At 63.8% G+C, this 22,816-nt stretch carries 23 protein-coding genes; 14 read left to right on the plus strand and 9 right to left on the minus strand.

The genetic code is table 11. From position 1 onward, the window contains the following. Positions 1–144 precede the first annotated feature (144 nt). Positions 145–324 carry a hypothetical protein gene (locus tag BLS26_RS35985; RefSeq protein ID WP_157676589.1) on the plus strand — a complete coding sequence of 60 codons (180 nt, stop codon included), beginning with the start codon at positions 145–147 and terminating at the stop codon, positions 322–324. A 204-nt stretch (positions 325–528) separates the two neighbouring features. Here the strand turns inward: BLS26_RS35985 and ybaK are convergent, their stop codons facing one another. Further along, a complete protein-coding gene (gene ybaK, locus BLS26_RS25780) occupies positions 529–1,002 on the minus strand; it encodes a Cys-tRNA(Pro) deacylase (RefSeq protein WP_172804696.1) in 474 nt (157 codons plus the stop codon). A gap of 358 nt (positions 1,003–1,360) precedes the next feature. Here ybaK and BLS26_RS25785 point away from each other — a divergent pair, with 358 nt between their 5' ends. The 4 genes from BLS26_RS25785 to BLS26_RS25800 all read left to right on the plus strand — a co-directional run bounded on the left by BLS26_RS25785 (position 1,361) and on the right by BLS26_RS25800 (position 6,357). Further along, positions 1,361–2,653, plus strand: a complete 1,293-nt coding sequence (locus BLS26_RS25785; RefSeq protein ID WP_092515386.1) for an adenylosuccinate synthase — start codon at positions 1,361–1,363, stop codon at positions 2,651–2,653. 37 nt (positions 2,654–2,690) lie between these two features. Continuing rightward, positions 2,691–4,319, plus strand: a complete 1,629-nt coding sequence (locus BLS26_RS25790) for a hypothetical protein (RefSeq protein WP_092515387.1) — start codon at positions 2,691–2,693, stop codon at positions 4,317–4,319. 250 nt (positions 4,320–4,569) lie between these two features. After that, entirely contained in the window at positions 4,570–5,697 is a 1,128-nt protein-coding gene (locus BLS26_RS25795; RefSeq protein WP_092515388.1) for a DUF2336 domain-containing protein, read from the plus strand. A 237-nt stretch (positions 5,698–5,934) separates the two neighbouring features. After that, positions 5,935–6,357: a DUF5413 family protein gene (locus tag BLS26_RS25800; RefSeq protein WP_092515389.1), complete on the plus strand. Its 423-nt coding sequence runs from the start codon at positions 5,935–5,937 to the stop codon at positions 6,355–6,357. 53 nt (positions 6,358–6,410) lie between these two features. Here BLS26_RS25800 and BLS26_RS25805 read toward each other — a convergent pair whose 3' ends face one another. Beyond that, entirely contained in the window at positions 6,411–7,520 is a 1,110-nt protein-coding gene (locus BLS26_RS25805) for an AraC family transcriptional regulator (protein WP_092515390.1), read from the minus strand. Positions 7,521–7,640: 120 nt separating this feature from the next. On the opposite strand from BLS26_RS25805, the gene BLS26_RS25810 reads away from it, so the two are divergent. The 5 genes from BLS26_RS25810 (at position 7,641) to BLS26_RS25830 (ending at position 14,471) form a co-directional block, all read left to right on the plus strand. Beyond that, on the plus strand, positions 7,641–8,708 hold the full coding sequence (locus tag BLS26_RS25810) for a nitronate monooxygenase family protein (RefSeq protein WP_244541684.1): 1,068 nt from the start codon (positions 7,641–7,643) through the stop codon (positions 8,706–8,708). Continuing rightward, complete coding sequence (locus BLS26_RS25815; protein ID WP_092515391.1) at positions 8,708–11,989, plus strand: autotransporter domain-containing protein; 3,282 nt, start codon at positions 8,708–8,710, stop codon at positions 11,987–11,989. The genes BLS26_RS25810 and BLS26_RS25815 overlap by 1 nt, the downstream gene beginning before the upstream one ends. Positions 11,990–12,054: 65 nt before the next feature. Further along, complete coding sequence (locus BLS26_RS25820; protein WP_092515392.1) at positions 12,055–12,408, plus strand: hypothetical protein; 354 nt, start codon at positions 12,055–12,057, stop codon at positions 12,406–12,408. A gap of 161 nt (positions 12,409–12,569) precedes the next feature. Then, complete coding sequence (locus tag BLS26_RS25825) at positions 12,570–13,586, plus strand: amino acid ABC transporter substrate-binding protein (RefSeq protein WP_092518567.1); 1,017 nt, start codon at positions 12,570–12,572, stop codon at positions 13,584–13,586. A gap of 126 nt (positions 13,587–13,712) precedes the next feature. After that, a complete protein-coding gene (locus BLS26_RS25830; protein WP_092515393.1) occupies positions 13,713–14,471 on the plus strand; it encodes a hypothetical protein in 759 nt (252 codons plus the stop codon). 1,036 nt (positions 14,472–15,507) lie between these two features. Here BLS26_RS25830 and BLS26_RS25835 read toward each other — a convergent pair. Further along, positions 15,508–15,756, minus strand: coding sequence for a GCG_CRPN prefix-to-repeats domain-containing protein (locus BLS26_RS25835; protein ID WP_092515394.1), 249 nt, complete (start codon positions 15,754–15,756; stop codon positions 15,508–15,510). Positions 15,757–15,819: 63 nt separating this feature from the next. Next, entirely contained in the window at positions 15,820–16,059 is a 240-nt protein-coding gene (locus BLS26_RS25840) for a hypothetical protein (protein WP_092515395.1), read from the minus strand. 258 nt (positions 16,060–16,317) lie between these two features. Here BLS26_RS25840 and BLS26_RS25845 point away from each other — a divergent pair, with 258 nt between their 5' ends. Together BLS26_RS25845 and BLS26_RS25850 are read left to right on the plus strand one after the other, a co-directional pair. Continuing rightward, positions 16,318–17,262, plus strand: coding sequence for an AraC family transcriptional regulator (locus tag BLS26_RS25845; protein ID WP_244541685.1), 945 nt, complete (start codon positions 16,318–16,320; stop codon positions 17,260–17,262). Between the two features lie 105 nt (positions 17,263–17,367). After that, positions 17,368–17,919: a DUF4112 domain-containing protein gene (locus BLS26_RS25850; protein WP_092518569.1), complete on the plus strand. Its 552-nt coding sequence runs from the start codon at positions 17,368–17,370 to the stop codon at positions 17,917–17,919. 74 nt (positions 17,920–17,993) lie between these two features. Here the strand turns inward: BLS26_RS25850 and BLS26_RS25855 are convergent, their stop codons facing one another. From BLS26_RS25855 to msrA, 5 genes are all read right to left on the minus strand, one after another. Further along, entirely contained in the window at positions 17,994–18,272 is a 279-nt protein-coding gene (locus tag BLS26_RS25855; protein ID WP_027536864.1) for a hypothetical protein, read from the minus strand. Positions 18,273–18,493: 221 nt separating this feature from the next. Further along, positions 18,494–18,658 carry a DUF3309 family protein gene (locus BLS26_RS25860; protein ID WP_092518571.1) on the minus strand — a complete coding sequence of 55 codons (165 nt, stop codon included), beginning with the start codon at positions 18,656–18,658 and terminating at the stop codon, positions 18,494–18,496. A 214-nt stretch (positions 18,659–18,872) separates the two neighbouring features. Then, positions 18,873–19,247: a hypothetical protein gene (locus BLS26_RS25865; protein ID WP_244541686.1), complete on the minus strand. Its 375-nt coding sequence runs from the start codon at positions 19,245–19,247 to the stop codon at positions 18,873–18,875. A gap of 190 nt (positions 19,248–19,437) precedes the next feature. Beyond that, positions 19,438–19,848 carry a peptide-methionine (R)-S-oxide reductase MsrB gene (gene msrB, locus BLS26_RS25870; RefSeq protein ID WP_092515397.1) on the minus strand — a complete coding sequence of 137 codons (411 nt, stop codon included), beginning with the start codon at positions 19,846–19,848 and terminating at the stop codon, positions 19,438–19,440. Between the two features lie 149 nt (positions 19,849–19,997). Next, positions 19,998–20,717: a peptide-methionine (S)-S-oxide reductase MsrA gene (gene msrA / locus BLS26_RS25875; RefSeq protein WP_092515398.1), complete on the minus strand. Its 720-nt coding sequence runs from the start codon at positions 20,715–20,717 to the stop codon at positions 19,998–20,000. Positions 20,718–20,995: 278 nt separating this feature from the next. Between msrA and BLS26_RS37300 the strand changes: the two genes are divergently transcribed. Then, positions 20,996–21,817, plus strand: a complete 822-nt coding sequence (locus BLS26_RS37300) for a tetratricopeptide repeat protein (protein WP_371360668.1) — start codon at positions 20,996–20,998, stop codon at positions 21,815–21,817. Further along, complete coding sequence (locus BLS26_RS37305) at positions 21,699–22,721, plus strand: caspase family protein (RefSeq protein ID WP_371360669.1); 1,023 nt, start codon at positions 21,699–21,701, stop codon at positions 22,719–22,721. Before BLS26_RS37300 ends, BLS26_RS37305 begins: the two co-directional genes overlap by 119 nt. Positions 22,722–22,816 lie beyond the last annotated feature (95 nt).

Below are 22,816 nucleotides of genomic sequence, written 5' to 3' on the forward strand. Positions count from 1 at the left end.
TTTGAACCAGGGCAAGTCTTGAACCAAGGCAAGTCTTGAATAAGAATTGAGTGTCCGTTCGACCGGTGGACCATTTGGGACGATGGCGTTTTTCGCTGTTTCGTCTCCCGTGCGGTCGGATTTGGCAACTGATGGGACAGATTTTTGACACAGCCATTTTTGAAACAGCCACCGTCGGCTGAAGAGATCGATGCCGACAAGCGCAACCGCTTTGCGGTTCGTGCCAGCTCCATTCTGGCGTTCATCGAATGCGACGACGCGCTGCGCCCGAAATTGCGCGAGGCCATCGTTGACGCGATGCTGTGGGCGCAGACCCAGCCTTAGCGGACTCAAGAGTCGTTCAGAAAATCGGGCTGCACAGGTTTCTCGTGATGCCCGGGCAGAAGCGCGAAGCGCGTCTTCGCGCCAGATGTCCCGGGCATCCACGTCTTTCTTGGGTCGACATAGCTTAAGACGTGGATGGCCGGGACATAGGCGAGCGGAAGCGACGCCGTCCTTCAGACGGCTATGCCCGGCCATGACGGAAGGTTATGCGATCAGCGGCCGTGCGATCGCGCCCAACACCTTGACGGCATCGTTGGGATCGAGCTCGATCTGCAATCCGCGCTGGCCGCCGTTGAGGAACACGGCGGCGTGGCCGAGCGCGGCCGCCTCGATCGCGACCGGCACGCGCTTCTTCTGGCCGAACGGGCTGATGCCGCCGACATGATAGCCGGTCAGCCGTTCGGCATCGGCCGGGCGCATCATCCTGGCGGCTTTGGCGCCGAAGGCTGAGGCGAGCTTCTTCATGCTGACCTCGGCGTCCGACGGCACCACGGCGCAGACCGGCTTGCCGTCGACCTCGGCCATCAGCGTCTTCAGCATGCGTTGCGGCTCGACGCCGAGCGCCTCGGCCGCCTGCAGCCCGATGCTGTCGGCATCCGGATCGTAATCGTAACTGTGCAGGGTGAACCGCACGCCGGACTTTTCCAGGGCCTGGGTTGCCCTCGTGGTTTTGGACATCGTCCGGATTACTCCGTGTTCATCTCTTTGCCCCAACGCGGCCACAAATTTTCCGGGGATATCAATGGGTTGGAGGGCCTCTAAGGGCCCCCGAAAGCTACCTTCTTGCTTGCGTCGATAGCCCGCTTCCTTTATCCGATGGAGCTGCCTTACATCCGAACGGCCCCCGGCCGTGATTTTGGCTGGGCAGCATGATCTCAGCGCAAACGCCTTCGGCGTTTGTCGCGAGGGAAAAGTGGGTACCGGTTTTCCGCAAGGATCATGCTCGAACGAGAGGCTAAAGCTTGATCCGGAAGATGGGACCTTTTTCCGACGAGATCATGCTGGGATCAACTGAGTTGCAGGGAACACCTTAGAAATGGCCAATGTTGTCGTCGTCGGCGCCCAGTGGGGCGACGAGGGGAAGGGCAAGATCGTCGACTGGTTGTCGGAGCAGGCCGACATCGTCGTGCGCTTCCAGGGCGGCCACAATGCCGGCCATACGCTCGTCATCAATGGCGAGACTTATAAACTGGCGCTATTGCCGTCCGGCGTGCTGCGGCCGTCGAAATTGGCCGTCATCGGCAACGGCGTGGTGTTCGACCCGCAGGCCTTCCTCGACGAAGTCGCGAAGCTGCAGGGGCAGGGCGTTGCCATCAGCCCGGACAATCTGCGCATCGCCGAGAACGTCACGCTGATCCTGCCGCTGCACCGCGAACTGGACAGCTTGCGGGAATCCGCCAACAAGGCCACCGCGATCGGCACCACCCAGCGCGGCATCGGCCCGGCCTATGAAGACAAGGTCGGCCGCCGCGCCATCCGCCTGATGGATCTCGCCGATCTCGACACCCTGCCGCACAAGATCGACCGCCTGCTGGCGCACCACAACGCGCTGCGCCGCGGCTTCAATCTGAAAGAATTCGACGGCGCGGACATCCTGAAGGAATTGTCGGCGTTCGCGCCGAAGCTGCTGCCCTATGCCGAGACGGTGTGGCGGTTGCTCGATATCAAGCGCCGCGAAGGCAAGCGCATCCTGTTCGAGGGCGCGCAGGGCGCGCTGCTGGATGTCGACCACGGCACCTATCCCTACGTCACCTCGTCCAACACGGTGGCGGCGCAGGCGGCGACCGGCACCGGCATGGGTCCGGGCGCGGTCGGCTATGTGCTCGGTATTTGCAAGGCCTATACGACCCGGGTCGGCCAGGGTCCGTTCCCGACCGAGCTCAACAACGAGATCGGTGAGGAGATCGGCCGCCGCGGCAAGGAATTCGGCGTCAACACCGGGCGCAAGCGGCGCTGCGGCTGGTTCGACGCCGTGCTGGTGCGGCAGACGGTGCGGACCTGCGGCATCACCGGGCTGGCGCTGACCAAGCTCGACATTCTCGATGGCTTCGATTCGATCGAGGTCTGCACCGGCTACATGCTGGACGGCAAGGAAATCGACCATCTGCCGGCCGGCGAGGGCGCCCAGGCCCGGGTGGTGCCGATTTATGAGACCATCGAGGGCTGGAAGGAACCGACCGCCAATGCCCGCTCCTGGGCGGATCTGCCGGCCCAGGCCATCAAATATGTCCGCCGGGTCGAGGAACTGGTGGGCTGTCCCATCGCCTTGCTTTCCACCAGCCCCGAACGCGAGGATACTATCCTGGTTCAAAACCCGTTTGAGGCTTAACGGGATGTTACCGGCAAGGGTGCATGATTGAGTTGATATGGCTGATTATTACCCGCTGATCGCACGTGCCATTGCCGGCCTGGACCCCAGCGCCCCCGGCGAGAGCCGCCGTGCGCTGTACGAGCGGGCCCGCTCGGCCTTGATCGCGCAGTTGCGCAGCGTGCAGCCGCCATTGAGCGAATCCGAGATCACCCGCGAACGGCTGTCGCTGGAAGAGGCCGTCCGCAAGGTCGAATCCGAGGCCGCCCAGCGTGCCCGCGACGCCTCGCGGCCCGGCGGCGCCGCGCGTTCCTCGAGCGGCGACGCCTTCCGCCGCGCCAACGCCCGGCCACCGGACACCGGCCCGTCTTCACTTGATTCTCCGGCCCCAAATTCTCCGGCCCTGCGCCCGCGCCCGCCCGCAGCCCCGTCGCGCGACGCCCGTCCGCCGCTGGGAGGGGACGATCCGCAGCGCGGCCAGCGCAATCTGCGCGCCGAACCGCCGGCGCCGCGCCCGCAGCCGCCGCAATTGCCGATGCAGGATCCGGTGCTGCCGCCGACCCGCGAACGCACCGGCGCGCCGCGCCGCGGCCCCGACAATTCGGCCCCGCAGATGCCGCAGCCGCCGAGCATGCGCGGCTTCCGCGATATCGCCGCCGACGCCGACGATCTCGGCCGGGCTGCTGCGACCGCCAACCGCAACGCGCGAAAAACCTACGCCAACGTACCGTCGCCCTCGCCGGAATTCGACCGGATCGAGCCCGGTATGGAAAACCGCGGCGCCGATCCCGAACAGCCGTATTCCTATGACGAGTCGCTGGAGGAGGCGGATCGCTACGCGCCGCCGCCGCAAATGCCGCAGCCGACGCCGCAGCGCTCGCGGCTGTCGCAGGATCGCGACCGCGAGCCGAAGAAGCGCACCCGGGCGCCTGCGGTGTTCCCGTTCAAGAGCGCGATCGCGATCGGCATCGTGCTGGTTCTGATCGGTATCGGGATTGTCTCGTACCGGTCGGTCGCCTCTGTCGTGAGCGGTCTGTTCAAATCGTCGCCGGTGGTGGAAGCGCCGAAGGATTCCTCCGCGCCGCAGTCGAAGCCGAAGATCCCCGATCGCGTCGGCCAGCCTTCGTCGTCAGATACGATCGCGCCGGTGGCGCAGCGCGTGGTGCTGTATGACGAGGACCCGGGCGATCCCAAGGGCAAGCAATATGTCGGCTCGGTGATCTGGCGCACCGAACCGATCAAGGCGACCGGCAACCAGAAGCCCGACATCGCCGTGCGCGCCGACATCGATATTCCCGACCGCAAGTTCAAGATGACGATGTCGTTCCGTCGCAACACCGACAGTTCATTGCCGGCGAGTCACACTGCGGAACTGACCTTCATCCTGCCGCAGGATTTTTCCGGCGGCGGCGTCGGCAACGTGCCCGGCATCCTGATGAAGTCGAACGAGCAGGCGCGCGGCACGCCGCTGGCCGGCCTCGCGGTCAAGGTCACCGACGGCTTCTTCCTGGTCGGCCTGTCCAACGTCGACAACGACCGCACCCGCAACCTGCAGCTCCTGAAGGAGCGGTCGTGGTTCGACGTGCCGCTGGTCTACGTCAACCAGCGCCGCGCCATCATCGCGATCGAAAAGGGCGCCCCCGGCGAACGCGCGTTCAACGACGCGTTCGCGGCGTGGGGCGAGTAGGGGCGGCGGATTTCCCGGGAGTACCGGGAAAGTCTCGCCTTCGCGCGCGCGGAATTGCCGGATGGCCGGCGCGGGGCCGGACGCCGGCCCTCCGTAAAAATGCGGACAAAATCGGTTTGGCCGGCAACTACCCATTAGGAGAACCCGCGTAAACTCCGTGATTATTGCCTGCTGGCATCTACATTCCCTTCATTAACGGGGACCTGGGAATGCCAGTGATCCGCGCGCTGCAACCCCAGTGGGACGCTTAATGGCCGCCGTATCGTCGACCCTGCGCGCGGAATTGAACGGCGCCGAAAAGGGCGGACCCGAGCACGATGCCGAGATCTTCGGGCAGGTGACGGACCTGTTCCTGTCCAGCGTCGACCACCTCAGCGAATCCCAGATCAATTCCGTCGATGGCGTCCTCGCTGGCCTGATCGGTCGCGTCGAGGCGACATTGCTGGTCGATCTCAGCGAGGACCTGTCCGCGATCGAGCGGGCGCCGCGCCAGACGATCCGCGCGCTTGCTTTTCACCACAATCCCCAGGTCGCCGCGCCGGTGTTGCGAAGGTCGGGCGGCCTGTCGGAAGCGGACCTGCTTGAAATCGTCAACAGCGGCCGCCAGCACCATTTGCTGGCGATCTGCGACCGGAAAGCCCTCAGCGAGAAACTCACCGATGCGCTGATGCGGCTTGGCGACGTCAACGTCTCCAATGCGCTGGCGCGGAACGCCGGCGCGCGTTTCTCCGAATGCGGCTACGCGACGCTGGTCGGGCGGGCGGAGCGCGACGAAAGCCTGGCCGAAAAGCTCGGCCTTCGGCTGGACCTGCCCGGCAACCTGCTGCGGGAGTTGCTCAGCAAGGTTGCCGACGTGGTGCAGGCGCGCTTCCTGACGGCGCCGCGGCCCGTCGCGAAGGCGAAAGCAGAAGGGGCACTTGCGGCGGCCGTCGAACAGCCGCGCGTGACGCGGCCGAAGGTCGACTACACCGCGGTGCAAAGCGAACTCACTGTGCTCAACCGCACCGGCAAGCTCAATGATGGAGCCGTGAACCGGTTTGCCGTGAGGGGCGAATACATCAACGTGGTGGCGGCGCTCGCATTGAAGGCAGACGTCAAGCCGGAAGCCATTGAACCCTTGCTCGACGGCGAGCGGCTGTATGGTTTGGTTGTGGCCTGCAAGGCCGCCCGGCTGAGCTGGTCGACGACGACCATGATCGTTCGCAACCGGCCCGGCTGTCCGCCGCCGACCCAGCGCGAGCTCGACCAATGCGTGGCAATCCATGAATCCCTGCTGCTGTCGGTGGCGCAATGGACGGTCAGATGGGGCACCGATCGGCTGCTCGCCAAGACCGGTCCTGCATCTCCTCAAGCGATGGCCTGCAAGAAGCCGGGCTAACGGGTTTGCTGCGATAGCGGCGGCGGCCGCGAAAGCCGGCTGAGTGGCCGGCTGATCACTCTCGCGAACCGGAATTAGAGCCTGCGGTTTCACGCGGTGTAACCAAAGCTGGTTGGCCCTTGACTCCGTCTTGACTGAATTCGAAATTGCACGCGCCGAGTGGCTGATCAGGAACCGGATCATGTCCGGTCAACGGAAAAAGTTTAGCCTGATGCACGGGTTCACGCAGAGGTCGCCATGAAACGCTATCTGATCTTCGCAGCCATCGGCCCCCTGATCGGCGGCTTCCTGCTGTTGCTGGCGACGACGGTGTCGTCGGGTTATTGGACCGAGACCAATTGGGGCGAGGTCGGCAAGTTCCTGGCGGCGTTCTTCAAGACGCTGCCGTACAGTTATCTGTTCGGCATCGTGCCGGCGCTGATGATGGGGGCGGTCGATGACATCCTGTTTCATGTGCCGCGCATCAAACCGGCGCTGCGGACGGTGATCATGGCCTGTCTCGGCTTCGTGCTGGCGGAATTGCTCTACGGCTCGCGCGGGCCGGATACCGGCGCGCTGCAGTTCGTCCTGTATGGCCTCGTTGGCCTGGTGCCGGCGACGATCTCGTCCTGGCTCGCGCACAGATATGCCGACGAGCCACAGCCGGTGCATTCGACGTAAAGCACGCGCGCGTTTCGGTAAGCCTCAATTTGAGGCCTGCCGAGTGGGTTTATTCAAATCGATTCCCTGGCAGGCGGCTCCGACTTCTTCGCGGCGGCGGATTTGAGATGAACTGCGCGTAGCCGACGATAATCGCCCGGCGATTGGCCGACCCAGCGCCGGAAGGCATGATTGAACGCGCTGACTTCGGAGTAGCCGAGCGAAAAAGCGATTTCCGCCAGCGCCAGCGTCTCGTTTTCCAGGAGGTTCAGCGCCAGCGTCTTGCGCACATCGTTCTGCAGGTCGGAGTAGTTCACGCCGGCATCCTTCAGCCGCCGCTGCAGCGTGCGCACCGAGGTGCCGGTCGCCTTGGCGAGGTGCTCGATGCCGCCCTCGCCCTTGACCAGCACGCGGGCGATCTCGCGGCGCAATTGCTCGAGCTCGCCGCGCTGTTCCGGCAAAGCGGCGAGCCGAAGATCGCCGTAATGGCGCATCAGGGCCTCGATCATGGCATCGGCCGTCGCCATCGGCCGCTTCAGCAGGCCGGCGTCAAACCGGATGCCGGCCCAGGGATGGCCGACCCGGATGTTGTCGCCCATGATCTCCACGCGGGTGCGGCGTTCCGCCGTCGTTTCGTCCGCCAGCTGCGGCAGCAGGACCTCCTGCGGGGTCCAGCGCGGATCGCCGAGCCCTACGCGCATGAGGTTGCACGCGAAGGCGATCGCCCAGTCGCCTTTCTGCCGGTACGACATCATCAGCGGATCGATATAGTAGGAATACACAAACGCGATCCCGTCGCTGACGTCCACGCCGTGCACGGTGGCGTCGACCATGGTGGGCAGATAGCGCCCTATGGTTTCGAAGGCTTCGCCGACCGTGCGCGAGGCCAGGGCGACATTGCCGACGACGCCGACGTGCCTCGGTTCGTACTGTGCACCGAACTTCAAGCCGAATTGCGGATCGGCGACGAGGTCGGCACAGATCTCCAAGAGCTCCAGATAGCGGATGAGCGGCACGCGCCGATCGGGATCGGTCAGGTCGCCGGGCTCGAGACCGGCTCGGCGCAAGGCGTCACCCGCCTCGGCCCCGCGCGAGCGCATGTAGGCGTCAAGGCCATAAACGACGCTGGCCAGATTGATGGTCGGCGGGGCGAGCCTGGCCGCAGCATGTCTTTCCGTCGTCATTGGCGCGATCTCGCAAGGCTTTGGCGGAGTATGTCAAGACCGCCGTCCCTTTGCTGACTACTCAAGCGGCACAAATCACGGCCGCTTCCTGCCGTGTCATACGACAAAAGGGACCGGATTATGACCCAGTTGATGCCACCGCCCGCGTCGAGCGAGATCGAAGCCTTCCCGAGCGCCGCTTTTTCAACGTCCATCACCCGGACCTTCAAGCTCACAACGCCCATCGTCAATGCGGGCATGGCGATGATCGCGCGTCCGGCTCTCGCGGCCGCGGTCTGCCAAGCCGGCGGGCTCGGCACGATCGGGGCCGACATCAATCCGCCCGACGTCGTGCGCGATCTCGTCCGACAGACCAAGACACTGACAAAGCGGCCGTTCGGCGTCGATCTGATCGGCGATTTCGTCACCGATGAACACGTGTCCGTTCTCATCGAGGAACAGGTGGCGCTCGCCATCTTCTTCTGGACGTTACCGACGCCGGGGCATGTCGAACGATTGAAGCAGGCCGGGATCAAGGTCTGGATACAAATCGGCCGCGTCGCCGAAGCCGAGCAGGCGGCCGCACTCGGCGCCGACGCGCTCATCGTCCAGGGCGCGGAGGCGGGCGGGCATAATCGCGCCGAAGCCTCGACCATGACGCTGTTTCCGCGCATCCGCAGGCGCTTCCCCGGCTTGCCGTTGCTTGCCGCAGGCGGCATCGTTGATGGCACGACCATGGCCGCGGCACTCGTTCTCGGGGCCGACGCCGTATGGTGCGGCACTCGCTTCCTCGCCGCGCAAGAGGCAGACGCGCACAATTCCTACAAGGACCGCGTGCTGTCCGCCGATGTCGGCGATACGGCGATCCTCTCGATCTACGGCCCCGAATGGCCCGATCAGCCGATGCGGGCGATCGTCAATGACGGTGCACGCGTGGCGCTGGGGCGAGAAGCCGAGGCCATTGGCGATGCGGAAGGCCAGATCAATGGCTCAACGGTCCTCAACGGCCAGACGATCCCGGTGCCGCGCTACAGCGCCATCCTGCCGACGCGCGATTTCAACGGCGACATCGAGCAGGCTTGCCTGACTGCCGGACAAAGCGCGGGCAACATCGGCGAGATTCTGCCAGCAGGTGAGATCGTCCGGCGCATGACAAGCGAGGCTAAAGCGGCACTCGATCGTCTATCTGCCAAAAGGGAGGCCGCCTGATGCGGTCTTCACGGCTCGATGATTTCGCGCTGCGACTGGCCTTACCGCGGTTGGCCCGCCGCGGCCTTGTACGAGGTGGTCTGTTTGCATTGTTGGTCGCGCCATTCGTGGTGGTTGATCGGGCCGAGGCGGCATGCGCGCCGACATCGCCGGTGAACAACACCACCGTCACTTGCTCCGGCGCGACCGTCGATCAGGATGGCACCGTCGGCTACGGCACCAACGCCGATAGAGGCAATACCTACAATATCCTTTCCGGCGCGTCGGTGACGGGAACAGACATCGGACTGATCTTCAATGACTTGGGAACGATCAACAATTCCGGAACCATTTCGGGCGCGGGCGTGGGCAACAGCGGTGGTATCATCAGCGCTGGCAACGGCAACGTGAACAACGCCGTTGCCGGTGTTATCTCGGGGACCGGCGCTAACAGCAATGGGATTGCTTTTTTTTCGACAGGCTTCGTCACCAACTCCGGGCGCATCTCGGGGACGGGAAGGGGTATCTTCCTCCAGAACGGCGAGGTGACCAACACGAGCACCGGCACCATCGAGGGTGATGACGGTGTCAAGTTTGGCGGCGTGGGCAAAGTGTCCAACGCCGGCTCGATCTCGGCGTTAGGCGCGAATGGAAGAGCCATCCGTGCCACGACCGCCACCGTGGTCAACACCGGCAACATCACGGGCTCGGTCGGCATCCAGGCAGTGTCAGCCGACGTAACTAACTCGGGGGCGATCTCGAGCCTGTTAGGCAATGGCATCCTTGCCCAAACGGCCACCGTGACCAATTCCGGCACGATCTCAACGGGCACGAACGCCGTCGCGCTCTCTGCCAACACCACCACCTTGGTCAACTCCGGGACCGTATTCGCCGGCGCGGGCTCCAAAGGCATCAATTCCGACACCGCTGTTGTGGCAAATGCAGGCACCGGCGTTATTTTGGGCGGTTTGAATGGTATTGTGGCGACGGTGATCGCCACCATCAACAACGCCGGCCTGATATCGGGCAGCACCGGCAGCGCCATCCTCGCCGACACCGCGGTCGTAACGAACACCGGTACCGGCATAATTTCGAGCGGCCTCAACGGCATCGAGGCCACGACGACGGCAACCGTCAATAACGCCGGCTCGATTGCCGGAGGCGTCAGCGGCAATGGCATCGTCAGCGCTTCCGCCGCTGTCACCAACACAAGCACGGGCAGTATCACGGGCGGCGGAAATGGAATAGAAACTCTGGGAAAGGTGGACCTGGTCAACTCCGGAACGATCTCCGGAACCGCCGGCAACGGCATTGTCGGCGCTTCGGTCGATGTCACGAACACAAGCACCGGCATCATCACCGGCAGCGCCGACGGCATCCAGACCACGGCCGGGGGCACCATCCGTAATGCCGGTAATATTTCGGGCGCGGTGGGAGTTGGGATCAGTGGCGACGCTTTGAGCGTGGCGAATGCCAGTTCCGGCGTCATTTTCGGCGGCTTTGCGGGGATCGACGGCCTCACGGTGGTCGTCAACAATGCCGGTTCGATTTCCAGCGCGACGATCGGCATCTCGGCCACCACCGTCACCGTCACCAACACCGGTTTGATCGCAGGCGGGAACATCGGCATCAGCGCCGGCACGGTGGCGGTCAGCAATTCCGGCACGATCTCCGCTGCCGCCGTGACCGGCATCGGCGTCAGCAGCAGCGGTAGCGCCGTTGTCAGCAACACCGGCACGATCTCCGCCGTTGGCGGGCAGGGAATTGGAATCGTAGCAGGCACGGATGCCACGGTCACCAATTCAGGCTCGATCTCGGCGGGATTCGAGGCCGTCGGGGCCACCAATACCGTGGTGACCAATTTCGGCTCGATAGCGGGCGGTAACGTCGGTATCTTCGGCAACACGGTCAAGGTGACCAACGCCGGGACCATCTCCGGCTTCATCGGCATTCAAGCCACCGGGGCGACCACCATCACCAACTCCGGTGCCATCATCGGTACCGGCGGCACCGCGATCCAGCTATCGAGTGCGGCCGACACCCTGACATTGCTGGCCGGTTCGCGCATCGTCGGCGTCGTCGACATGGGGTTTGGCAATGACGTCGTGAATGTCACGGTGGTCGCGCCGAATAGCAAGGTATCGTCGCTCACGACCGTCATCCTTCCGACCTTCATCAACTTCACCGGTGTTCTCAACACCAGCTTCAACAATGGCGGCTTCAACGGCCCCGCGGTGCATGCCGGAAATCAGCTCGCAACGCTTGATCCGACCGCGCTGGCGCAGGCCGACCGCACCTTGCTGGATTTCACCGGCGGCGTGTCGTCGCTGGTGCAAGGGCGGCTCAACGGCGTGTCGCCGTCGGCCAACGGCACGATGATGGCGATGGCCTATGCGCCGGAGAGCGATCACGTTTTGACCAAGGCGCCCGGCATCGTCTCCGCCTGGTCGAACCCCGCGCCGATCACGGTGTGGGCCAACAGCTTTGGCGGCCAGCGTATCCAAGACGCTACGACCGAGACCTTGCGCGCGACATCCTCGGCGTGGGGCGGCGCCATCGGCATCGATCGCAAGCTGCGTCCGGATTGGCTGGTCGGCGCGTTCATCGGCGGCGGCACCAGCGGGCTTTCGGTCGATCTCAATTCACAGACCGTGAACACCGACTACGTGTTCGCCGGCGCCTATAGCCGCTTCGAATGGGCTTCGCAGTTTGTCGATTTCACGCTGCAGGGCGGCAGCGCCGCCAACGCGTCGAGGCGGCTGGTGCTGAACAATCTTGCCGCCGGCGGCACAGAGACCGCGAGTGCGAGCTATCATGGCTGGTTCGTCAGCCCGGAGGTCGCCTACGGGTTTCGCTACGCCATCGGCAACGGCTATGTGCTGACGCCGACGGCACGGCTGCGCTATGTCGCGGGACTGTTCGACGGCTTCAGCGAAGCGGGTTCGGCGCAGGGCCTGTCGGTCGGCAGCCGGACGCTGCAGAATTTGGAGGAGCGCGGCGAACTGGATGTATCGAAGGTGACGACCTTCTTCGGCGGCGATCACAGCCTGAAGACCAACGTGCATGGCGGCGTGATCGCGCAGCAGCGCGTCGGCGATACCACCATCAACGCCATCCTGATCGGCCAGAACCTCGCCTTCGCGACACCGGGCCAGGCCAGCAGCGTCGGCGTGGTGGCGGGCGCGGGCTTTGACTATCACGTCCGCGCCGACATCGCGGTGTTCGGCGGGCTCGAAGGCATCGCGATGTCCGATCGCAGCCGCATCGGCACCGCCAAAGGCGGCGTCCGTGTCGCGTTCTGACCGGCCGAAACAGCTTTCGTTCAACAAGGGCGCGATGCTCTCGCGGCCGCGTGAGGAGTGATCCAATGAATCGCGTGAGGCTCCTGGTGTACGGCATCGCGGCCTGTGTGCTGGCGCTCGTCGGCTTCCTCTACGCCATCGGGGCCGTGGGCAACGGGGCTGGGCAGAAATCGGCAACCGTCGGCGAAGGCTCGCCTTGGCCCACGGTGCTGTTGTCGGCTGTTGTCCTGGTGACGGGCATTGCGGCTCAGCACCACCTGGTTGCCCGATCAGGCAAACGGCCCTCTGTTCAGGGCAAGTCCCTCGACACGCGCACGCTGATAGCGATCGTCGCAATGTGTAGCGTGGGCTTGCTGGTCTCGCTGTGTGCGGCAATTTATGGCTGGGACATCAACCCTGGTTTGCCATGGGATCGATGAATGGCCCATCGGCGCGCCATGCGCGTGCCGCGCGTTCCAGGGTCGCTCGCCAGCAATTCTGAAATCTCCCGGACGCGGGACTACCGATGGCGCGGTTGGCCCATGCGCGCGCCATGCGCATCGGCCGTCATTACGACCAAAAATCTCCACGAAAGGTAATCATGAAACGCGTATCCCTGGTTCTCACCCTCGCTGTTACCGCCGGCCTCTCGCTCCAGGCGGCTTCGGCGCAAACCCTGAAGACGGTCAAGGACCGTGGCATGCTCTCGTGCGGCGTCGGCCAGGGCCTGCCGGGTTTCTCGTCCCCCGACGACAACGGAAACTGGTCTGGGCTCGACGTCGATGTCTGCCGGGCAATTGCGGCCGCGATCTTCAACGACGCGAGCAAGGTCAAGTTCGTGCCGCTGTCGGCCAAGGACCGCTTCACCGCGCTGCAGTCCGGCGAAATCGACGTGTTGTCGCGAAACACGACATGGACCGTGTCACGCGACACCTCGCTCGGCGCCAACTTCACCGGCGTGACCTATTATGACGGCCAGGGCTTTCTGGTGAAGAAGTCGCTGAAGGTGAATTCCGCACTCGAACTGAACAGCGCCTCGGTCTGCGTGACGACGGGAACCACGACCGAGCAGAATCTCGCCGACTACTTCAAGGGCACCAATATGAAGTACGAGGTGATCGCCTTCGGCACCGCCGATGAGACCGTGAAGGCCTATGAAACCGGGCGTTGCGACGTCTTCACGTCTGATGTCTCGCAGCTTTATGCCGAGCGGCTGAAACTGACCAATCCCGCCGATCACATCGTATTGCCCGAGGTGATCTCGAAAGAGCCGCTGGGGCCGATGGTGCGCCATGGTGACGACCAGTGGTTCGACATCGTGAAATGGACGCTGTTTGCGATGGTCGACGCCGAAGAACTCGGCGTGACCCAAAAGAACGTCGGTGAAATGGCCAAGTCCGACAAGCCGGAGCTCAAGCGCGCCTTCGGCACTGACGGCAATCTCGGCGAACAGCTTGGCCTGACCAAGGACTGGATCTCGCGTATCGTGAGGGCCGTCGGTAATTACGGCGAGTCGTTCGAGCGCAATGTCGGCGTCGGCTCCAGGCTCGGCATTGCCCGCGGCCTCAACAACCTCTGGAACAAGGGCGGTATTCAGTACGCGCCGCCGATCCGCTGATGCCTGGTATTTGCAGAATCATACTTCGGTAACGGACAAGGCCGCCTCAGCTTGTTGGAATCCGCGATGAGAGCAGTATCAAGATAAGGTAGCGTGTGCCGGCGGCGGCAAGAGAGGAAGAGATCGATGACATCGATCACGATCGACAAGCGCTACTGTGGTCCTCCAAACTCCGGGAACGGCGGATATGTCTGCGGCCGGCTGGCCCGGCACATTCCCGGCGGCGCGGAGGTAACGCTGCGCACGCCGCCTCCCTTGGATACCCGGCTGGATGTCGTCGCAACGGACGACGGCCCATGGGAGCTCCGAGATGGCGCGCTGGTCGTTGCAACCGGACGACCGGCAGGTGTTGAAATTGCGCAGCTTGAGAAGGCCGGTTTCGACGAAGCACGTGCGGCCGAGCTGCTGACCCCGGTCAAGCCACACGAGCATCTGTTGCCGACGTGTTTCGTGTGTGGACCTGCAAGGAAGCAGGGAGATGGCCTGCGCATTTTTGCCGGACCGCTCGGGCGTCAATCCCTGAATGGGTCGGCTGTGCTCGCGGCAACCTGGATACCGGATTCGAGCTTGACGGGAGAGGATGGCCTGGTTGCGCCCGAGTTTCTCTGGTCGGCGCTCGATTGTCCGACGGGTTATGCTTCCTCATACGACCGGGAGAGCGGCAACTTCGACCGAACGCCGATCCTTTTAGGTCGGATGTCCGCACGGATTGAGGCGCGGCCGCGCCCGGGAGAGCGGTGCGTCATCACGGCTTGGGAGACCGGCCGCGACGGCCGCAAACGCGTTGCCGAGGCCGCGGCCCATGGCGAAGCTGGAACGTTGCTGGCCGTGGCTCGAGCGACCTGGATTGCAGTCGACCGCCAGGTGCAGCTCGGCCGCGTCTGAAGCATGCCACTAACTGTCTTCGCGACTCGATGGTTTCTCGCTGCGAGTGGCTTTGCGGCGGAGTTGGCACGGCAGTGAAAACGAGGCCCGGAATGCCCCCCGGTAATCCGGGCCTCGCAACTGCGACAGTCCCAGCCATCCGGCGCGATGTCCTGATGTATGTCCCCAACTGCGGCACCGGATTAGTAGGTTGTGTTAGCCGGTCTGGCTAACCCGTATCATTACGGTGTGGATGTCGGGCCGGATCATGCGCTGAAGCGCTCTTCAGCCGATGAGTCGCCGCAGCGCGCAAGCGCGATGGTTGGCGCACGCATGCGACAAACTGGCACGACGGGCAAATCAGCAAAAGTCTGTCCAGCCCTCCGCGCAAAAATAAGTCGCTGGCCCCGTCGGGCAAATCAGGTGTTTAACTCCGCCCGTCTCCCGCGATGAGAGGGGCGCTCGCGATCGTCACGAACGTGCGGTGAGATGCGGTGGACGCGACGGCAGTGAAGACGAACGCTGCTGTTGCGTACGGCGAAATCGTTTGGGTCCGACGCCCCGATGCAGGCGTCAAGTTCGAAGGCGGCCAACGCTGCCCAAGGGCGATGGTGTCACGAAAAGCAGGGTCACCAGGACGATCTCGTATAAGCCGTAAAGCCATTGCGCAGGGAAGGCCGGATGCCTCCGCCAAACCTGTATGCTTGCGTGCACCATTCTGTTGCAACTATCGCACGCAAGACCGCGGGTGCGGCGCGCGCCCGGTCTTCCCTGCGCCCTCTATGTTTTGAGGGCAAGTTTGATTGCAAAACTCCGGGCAGAACATGCCGCGAGATCGCGAAGTCGTATTCATTTTCTTTGTCATGCCCGGGCTTGACCCGGGCATCCATCCAACTTCGCAAGAGCATCTTTCGAAGTTGATGGATTGCCGGGTCAAGCCCGGCAATGACGGACAGAGCAAGAGCCGTTGCTGTTTGACATGTGCATCAGCGAACCAAAAACGGCGGACCTTTCGGCCCGCCGCAGATGATGGAAGTACGTTTACGTGATGGAATGTTTAGGTGCCATTGGCGCGGCAGCGGCCGCCGGGGCCGACGTAGAAGCCGCGCGGGCAGGCATGCGCCGCCGGGTTGGCGTAGTTCTGCCGGCAGCCGCCATAGGGGCCGCGATGCCAGCCGGCGCCGCAGCCGCCGGCAACCGCGATCACGTTGCTGTCGGACGCCGGCGCAACAGGAGCGAGCGGCAGCGCGTTGGCGCCGCTGACGAGGGTACCGAGGACAAAGGCCGTGGCGATCAGTCTGTTCATGAGGCGTCTCCTGATGGGTTGAACGAAATGGTCAGGCTTCAGGCACAAGAGCGTTTTCCAGCTCTAGCCGCCGGCGAAGGCCATGCCGGCGCGGACTTCGGCGATGGCCTGGTCGATCAGGCCGAGCCCGCGTTCGCGGTGGCCGCCCTTGTTGGGGGTTGCGGCGGCGAGCTCCGCCCGCGCCGATTGCAGCAGGGTGACGGTCTCGGCCATGTGCGGCTGCGCGCCGATGGCGTAGCCGATGCCCATGCTGGCGGCGATGGCGGTGCCGAGCAGCGCCTTGCGCGCGAAAGATGTCGTCATCTCGTGGTCTCCTCTGGGTTTTTTCAAGCGCAGGCCATTCCGGTTGGGGGGATGGCGGCCGCAGGCCTGGGGGGCCAGGCCGCCACACGGTTAAGCTTGCTCGAAGCCGCCGTCTTGGACTGGCGGGCGCCCCGGGTTTGCCAACTTGGACTGTCGGGCGCTAACCTTCATCCAGCGTTCATCCGGCGCCGGCCAGACTGGCGTCGCCTAACTGGAATAGCCTCACCAGCTCCCCCGCCGATGCCTGTGCTGAAGAAAATGCTGTCGACCGACATGCTGCCGCAGGGCCTAAGCGAGCGGCAGCGCTTCATGCATTTCGCCGAACTGTTCGAGCATTTTTCCAACACCGGCGAGCTCGATCCCGCCGACGACGTGCCGTTTCGCGCGGCGATGAATTCGATCCATATCGGCACCACCATGCTCGGCCGCTGCGACGGCACCTTCACCACGGTACGGCGCGACAAACGCCAGGTGCTGGCGACCAACGACGACCGCTATTGCCTCGCGCGCAACACCGGCGACCGCGAATCCCGCGTCACCCATCGCGGCCGCGAATTCGTGATGCGGCCGGGGTCGATGGCGCTGCTCAAGCTCGACGAGCCGTTCCTGGCGGTCGATGGCCTCAACGCCAAGCGCTTCACCAACGTGCACCTGCCGACGGCGACGCTGAAGGCCATGGTGTCCGGTGTCGACGATCTCGTCGGCCGCGAACTCGAGCCCGGCGGCGCGCTGTCGCTGGCGATGGATTACAGCGATCTGCTGCTGTGCCATCCGGGCGCCGTCGACGAAGCCGGCTTTGCCATTGCCGGCCACCTGATGGATCTCGCAGCGCTCGGCCTCGGTGCCCGCAGCGATATCGCGGCCGAGGCGCGCCGCGGCGGCGTGCGCGCGGTGCGGCTGAAGGCGGTGCTGATGATCCTGCAACGGCGCTTCGCCGAGCCGGATTTCTCCGCGCAGAAACTCGCCGCCGCCGCCGGGCTGTCGGAGCGCTACGTCAACGAATTGCTGTATGAAGCCGGCGCCAGTTTTACCTCGCGGCTGTTGGAACTGCGGCTGCGCCGCGCGGCGGAATGGTTGGCGCAGCCAGGCGAGCGGCGCATCAGCGACATCGCCTTCGATTGCGGCTTCAACGACCTGTCCTATTTCAACCGCTGTTTTCGCCGCCGCTTCGGCCTGACGCCAACGGCGGCGCGGGGGCGTTAGCGCGTATTCAGCAAAAGTGGGCTGCCGGTTTTGCGACTAGAATTCGCGCAAACCAACAAGGGATATTTTGACGCAACTTGCGCCTCGCATTCGCGTTACCATCTGATGACCATGTCAAACGACGATATCATTATGCCGAAACGTTTCCGCACCGAGCGGCCCTCCCACGGGCCCTATCGCGCGCGTGCGCCGGGGCGCGGTCCTGTCATCGACCAGGACGGCAACGAAATTCCGGACCCGGGGATGCGCGCGCAGTTCGAGGCCTTTCGGTTCGATTTCGGCAACAACGCAGCCAACCCGTTCGCCAACCTGACCCGCGAGCAGCGGCTGGCGCGGCTCGACGCGATCGCAAAACTGCTCGACGTCGCTTTCATCCTGCCCGGCACCAATATCCGCTACGGCATCGACGGCCTGATCGGGCTGATCCCCATCGTCGGCGATCTCATCACCACCGCGATCTCGCTGTGGCTGGTGCGCGAGGCCCGCGCGCTCGGCGCGCCCTGGCACATCACGGCGCGGATGCTGGCCAATGTCGCGGTCGACGGCGTGGTCGGGATGGTGCCGCTGGCGGGCGACGCCTTCGACGTCATGTTCCGCGCCAATGTCCGCAATGTGAAGATGCTCAAGAAGTGGATGGACAAGCAGCCGCGCATCTAGCGCGCGCATCGGGAGGCAATAAAAAAAGCCCCCGGACGCGATGGTCCGAGGGCTTGTTATTGGAAGCGAATTCGTCAGGCGGCGTCGGCGTCCGCGGGCGCGTCCGCACGGGGGCGGCGCTCCAGCGGGAAGGCTTCGCTTTCATAGAGCGTGCGGATGCCGCTCTGGTCGAAGCGCGCTTCCTCGACTTGCAGATAGGCGCCGTTCAGCGAATCCGCCGGCAGCTCCTCGATCGCGAAGCGAACCGCTTCGGCCGCGGTGCCAAACCGCCGATAGGCGAAGCCCGCCCGCTTCTTCTTGCGGATCGCGGCGGGGAAGAGTTCGGCGGCGGTGTCATAGCTGAAGGGACGCATGGTCTCAGACCTCAATCTTTTTGGCTCTGGGGAGCGAATGTGGATTGGATGACGGTGGGCCGCTATCCCGGCGGCGCGCCGTGCTCGTCATTTCGACCCCCAATATAAGCCTGTTTGACAGAAATGCGACTCCTGAAGCCGCTGATCGGGGGTGATGATGAATCCACGCATGGCTGCGCCGGCTTTTCGATAAAGCCAGTAATTTCAAATATTTATACGAATTACAGCTTGCCGAGCAGCAGCAGGATGACCAGCACGACTAAAATCACCCCGCCGAGCCCCATGCCGGAATGGCCCATACCGTAGCCATAGCCGCCAAAACGGCCCGAGAAGCCGCCCAGCAGGAAAATAATCAGGATGATGATCAGTATCAGTCCAAGCGACATGGCACCCTCCCCGAAAGGCCGCGGGCCGCGCGGAAACGCCCCCGCGGCCCGGATCAAAGCACAATCCGGGCCGCAAGTCGTGGTCGATCCGCCGAAGAGGATGTCATTCCGGGGCGATGCGGAGCATCGAACCCGGAATCTCGAGATTCCCCGATGCGCAATTGCGCATCTGGGGTCTGGTGCTAGCGCACCATCCCGGAATGACGGCCTGTCGTCATTTCTTCGTCTCGTCCACCGGCAACACCTTGAGCGGGCTGGCATAGGGCTCGACGCGCAGCGATTCCGTGGCGATCAGGCCGACCTTGTGCAGCGGGGCCTGTTCGAGGTCGCCAGAGGCGGATTTGTGCACGGCATATTGCCAGACGCTCATCGAGCCCTTGGCGACCAGCATCTTGGCGATGCCGCCGGCGTTTTTGCCGTCGACCTGGGCCAGTTCGTCGTCGGACAGGCCGATCACGATCTCGTCCTTTTGGGTGATGACCTTGAACAGCGAAACCTTGTCGGCGGCGAGGGCAGGCTGGATCACAACGCTCTCCATGATGAGGCCGGCAAGACCTAGACCGAGCAGCAGACGTTTGGACATGTGCATCAGAACTTCCTTGTGGCTCGCGCGCGGGGCAAGCAAAGGAAAATCATGAGAAAAACCCCGCGCGACCAGCTCTTGGTCGCACGGGGCGGGAAGTGCGTTCGATAGAGAGTTGAGAAGTTCGGCCGCCGCCCCCTTGATGGATGCGCGGGTCAAGCCCGCGCATGACAAGTGGGGAAGGACGGCGCGGCAATTATTTCGGCTGCAGCTTCAATGCGGCCGAGTTGATGCAGTAGCGCAGGCCGGTCGGGCCGGGGCCGTCCTCGAAGACGTGGCCGAGATGGCCGTTGCACTTCGAGCACAGCACCTCGGTGCGGATCATGCCGTGGGTAACGTCACGCTCCTCGTCGACATGGCTGTCGACGGCGGGCGCCGTAAAACTCGGCCAGCCGCAGCCGGAATCGAACTTGGCATCGGACTCGAACAGTGTCTGGCCGCAGCCGGCGCAGGTGTAGGTCCCGCTGCGGTGCTCGTGCTCATATTCGCCGGAGAACGGCCGCTCGGTCGCCTTTTCGCGCAGCACCGCATACTGCATCGGCGTCAGCTCGCGGCGCCACTCGGCTTCGCTCTTCTCGACCTTGGTCGTCGTCTTGGTGTCGGACATTAATGTGCTCCTTCGGGTTCAATCGTCATTGCGAGCCAACGGGTCGGGCGAACGCCCGCCCGATGACAGGCTCCGCGAAGCAATCCAGCCTTATGGCAGAAGAAAGTCTGGATTGCTTCGTCGCTTACGCTCCTCGCAATGACGGAAAGTCAGTTGGTGACCTTCGCGTTGCTCACCAGCGTCGGCTTTTCGATGTAGTTTTCCGCAAAGATCTTTTTCAGATTCTCGACCTTCGGGATGTCGTTGTAGGCAATATAGGGCTGCGTCGGGTGCAGCGTCAGGTAGTCCTGGTGATAGGCTTCCGCCGGATAGAACGCCTCCAGCGGGCCGATCTTGGTCACGATCGGCTTTTTGTAGACTTTGGCAGCGTTGAGCTGGGCAATGTATGCCTCCGCGACCTTTTTCTGCTCGTCATTGGTGGTGAAGATCGCCGAGCGGTATTGCGTGCCGCTGTCGGGGCCCTGTCGGTTCAACTGGGTCGGATCGTGCGCGACCGAGAAGTAGATCTGCAAAATCTTGCCATAGCTGATTTTCTTCGGGTCGAACTTGATCTCGACCGATTCCGCATGGCCGGTGGTGCCGCTCGAAACCGTGTTGTAGTCGGCGGTGGCCTTGGTGCCGCCGGCGTAACCGGAGACCGCATTGATCACGCCTGCGGTGTGCTGGAACACACCCTGGACGCCCCAGAAGCAGCCGCCGGCGAGAACGGCGGTCTGGATCGCACCGGCTGCTTGCGCATCGGCGGCGGGGGCGGGAATGATCACGGCATCTTCGGCCGCCAGCGAGGGGGCGACGGCGAACGCAGCAACGGCGAGCGCACCGATGGCGGCGGCGCAGAACGAAAGACGGCTGAATCGACGAGGGGACATGGTTTCCTCAGGGGCGAGCGGGTTGGGGGGCAGTTTAGGGCGGGAGCCGTGTTTCGCAATCGGCACGGTTCTCCCGATGCCTCAAGATACGGCCGATGGCGGAGTTTGTTACGGCCCGTTTCACACGAGTTCGTGAATAAAACCGCGTGGCTGCAAGGATTTAGACCAAGCATCAGGACAGAGTGAGGACCACGCTTGACCCGACCGGTGGTCCCTTCCAACAATGAACTCGTGGCCGCTTCCCGCGTCCAATCAGCATCCGCCGGAGCGTATTTGCGATGTTGCGCGCCCTGTTCGTAGCGATCGTCACGCTTGCCGGCGCGGGTCCTGTGCTGGCGGCTGCGGATATCGATATCTGCCGGGATCCGGCCGCGGAGGCGGAGGCGAGGCTGGTCGCCTGTTCGGCGGTGACGGCGGATGACACGATTAACGGGAAACCGAGGGCGGCCGCCTATCAGGTCATCGGCGACTCCTTCATGAAGAAGCGCGATTACGACAGCGCGATCGCGGCTTTCGGCAAAGCGCATGACGCCGACCCCGAAAGCGTCGGATACGTCAACTCACGCGGCATCGCCTACAGCAGCAAGGGCGACGACGAGCATGCGCTCGCCGACTACGACCTGTGCCTGCAGATGCGTCCGAATTTTGCGAACGCCTACAACAACCGCGGCATTATCTTCCTGCGCAAGCTCGACTTCCCGCGCGCGCTCGATGAATTCAATGCCGCGATCAAATTTGGTCCGACCAGCCCAAACCGCTACATCCATCTCAACAATCGCGCCCGCGCGGAAACCCTGCTCCAGCAATATGACGCCGCACTGGCGGATTATTCCGAAGCGCAGAAGCTCAACGCGGACGGGTCGTCGGTTCCGTCGAACCGCTGCATGACCTACACGGAGATGAAGCGGTTCGACGAGGCGATCGCGGACTGCAATGAAGCGCTGGCGAAAACGCCGAAAAACGTTTTCGTGCTGACCAGCCGTGCCAAATGCCTATCTCGCCAAGGGCGATCTCGATGCGGCGCTGGCCGATTACAACGAGGCGATCAGGATCGCCCCGAACTACATCCGCGCGCATGCCGGACGAGGGCAGTATTTTGAGAAGAAGGGCGACGCCGTGGCGGCGCGCTACGACTACCGATCCGCGAGCGCCACGCTGACGAAGCTTGACGCTACCGACACCGCGATCGCGCGACGTTTCGCGAAGGATCGCCTGGCGGCGCTGCTCGCGGTCGCGCCGCCTTCCGCACCGGCGCAGAAGCCGACTCAGGGAAAAGGCGCGGCGGCGGGGCCGTCCGGCGACCGCAAGGTGGCGCTGATCATCGGCAACGGCGCCTACAGGAACGTGCGACAGCTCGACAACCCGCCGCGCGATGCCAGGCTGATCGCCGATACGCTTCGCGGGCTCGGCTTTGCGACCGTGACGCTCGCGCCCGACCTTACCCGCGACAGTTTCTTTTCTGCCTTGCGCACATTCGGCGCAGAGGCCGAGAAGTCGGACTGGGCGGTGGTTTATTATGCTGGTCACGGCATGGAGGTCGGCGGGGTGAATTACTTGATCCCGACCGATGCGCGGCTCGCGACCGACCATGACGCCGAGTCGCAGGCGGTGGCGCTGGAGCAGGTGATCGCCGCGGTTGGTGGCGCGCGCAAGCTGAAGCTGGTCCTGCTGGACGCCTGCCGCGACAATCCCTTCGACAAAACCATGCGGCGCACCATTGCGCTGAAGCTGGTCAGCAAGGGCCTTTCCAACATCGAACCGGAAGCCGGATTCATGGTGGTCTACGCCGCCAAGCATGGCGAAACCGCGCTCGACGGCGAAACCGCCAACAGTCCGTTCGCGACCGTGCTCGCGCGCGACATCAGGGAGCCCAAGGTCGAGGTGCGGAAACTGTTCGACATCGTCCGCGATGACGTCTGGAAGGCCACCAACCACGCGCAGCAGCCGTTTACCTACGGCTCGCCGCCCGGGCGCGAGGATTTTTACTTCGTGGCGGGGAAGTGACGGATTGGGTTGCGAAGCAAGACAATCCGTCATCCCGGGGCGATGCGAAGCGTCGAACCCGGGATCTCGAGATTCCGGGTTCGGCTCTTCGAGCC

It is taken from the genome of Afipia sp. GAS231 (assembly GCF_900103365.1).
Taxonomy (GTDB): Bacteria; Pseudomonadota; Alphaproteobacteria; order Rhizobiales; family Xanthobacteraceae; genus Bradyrhizobium.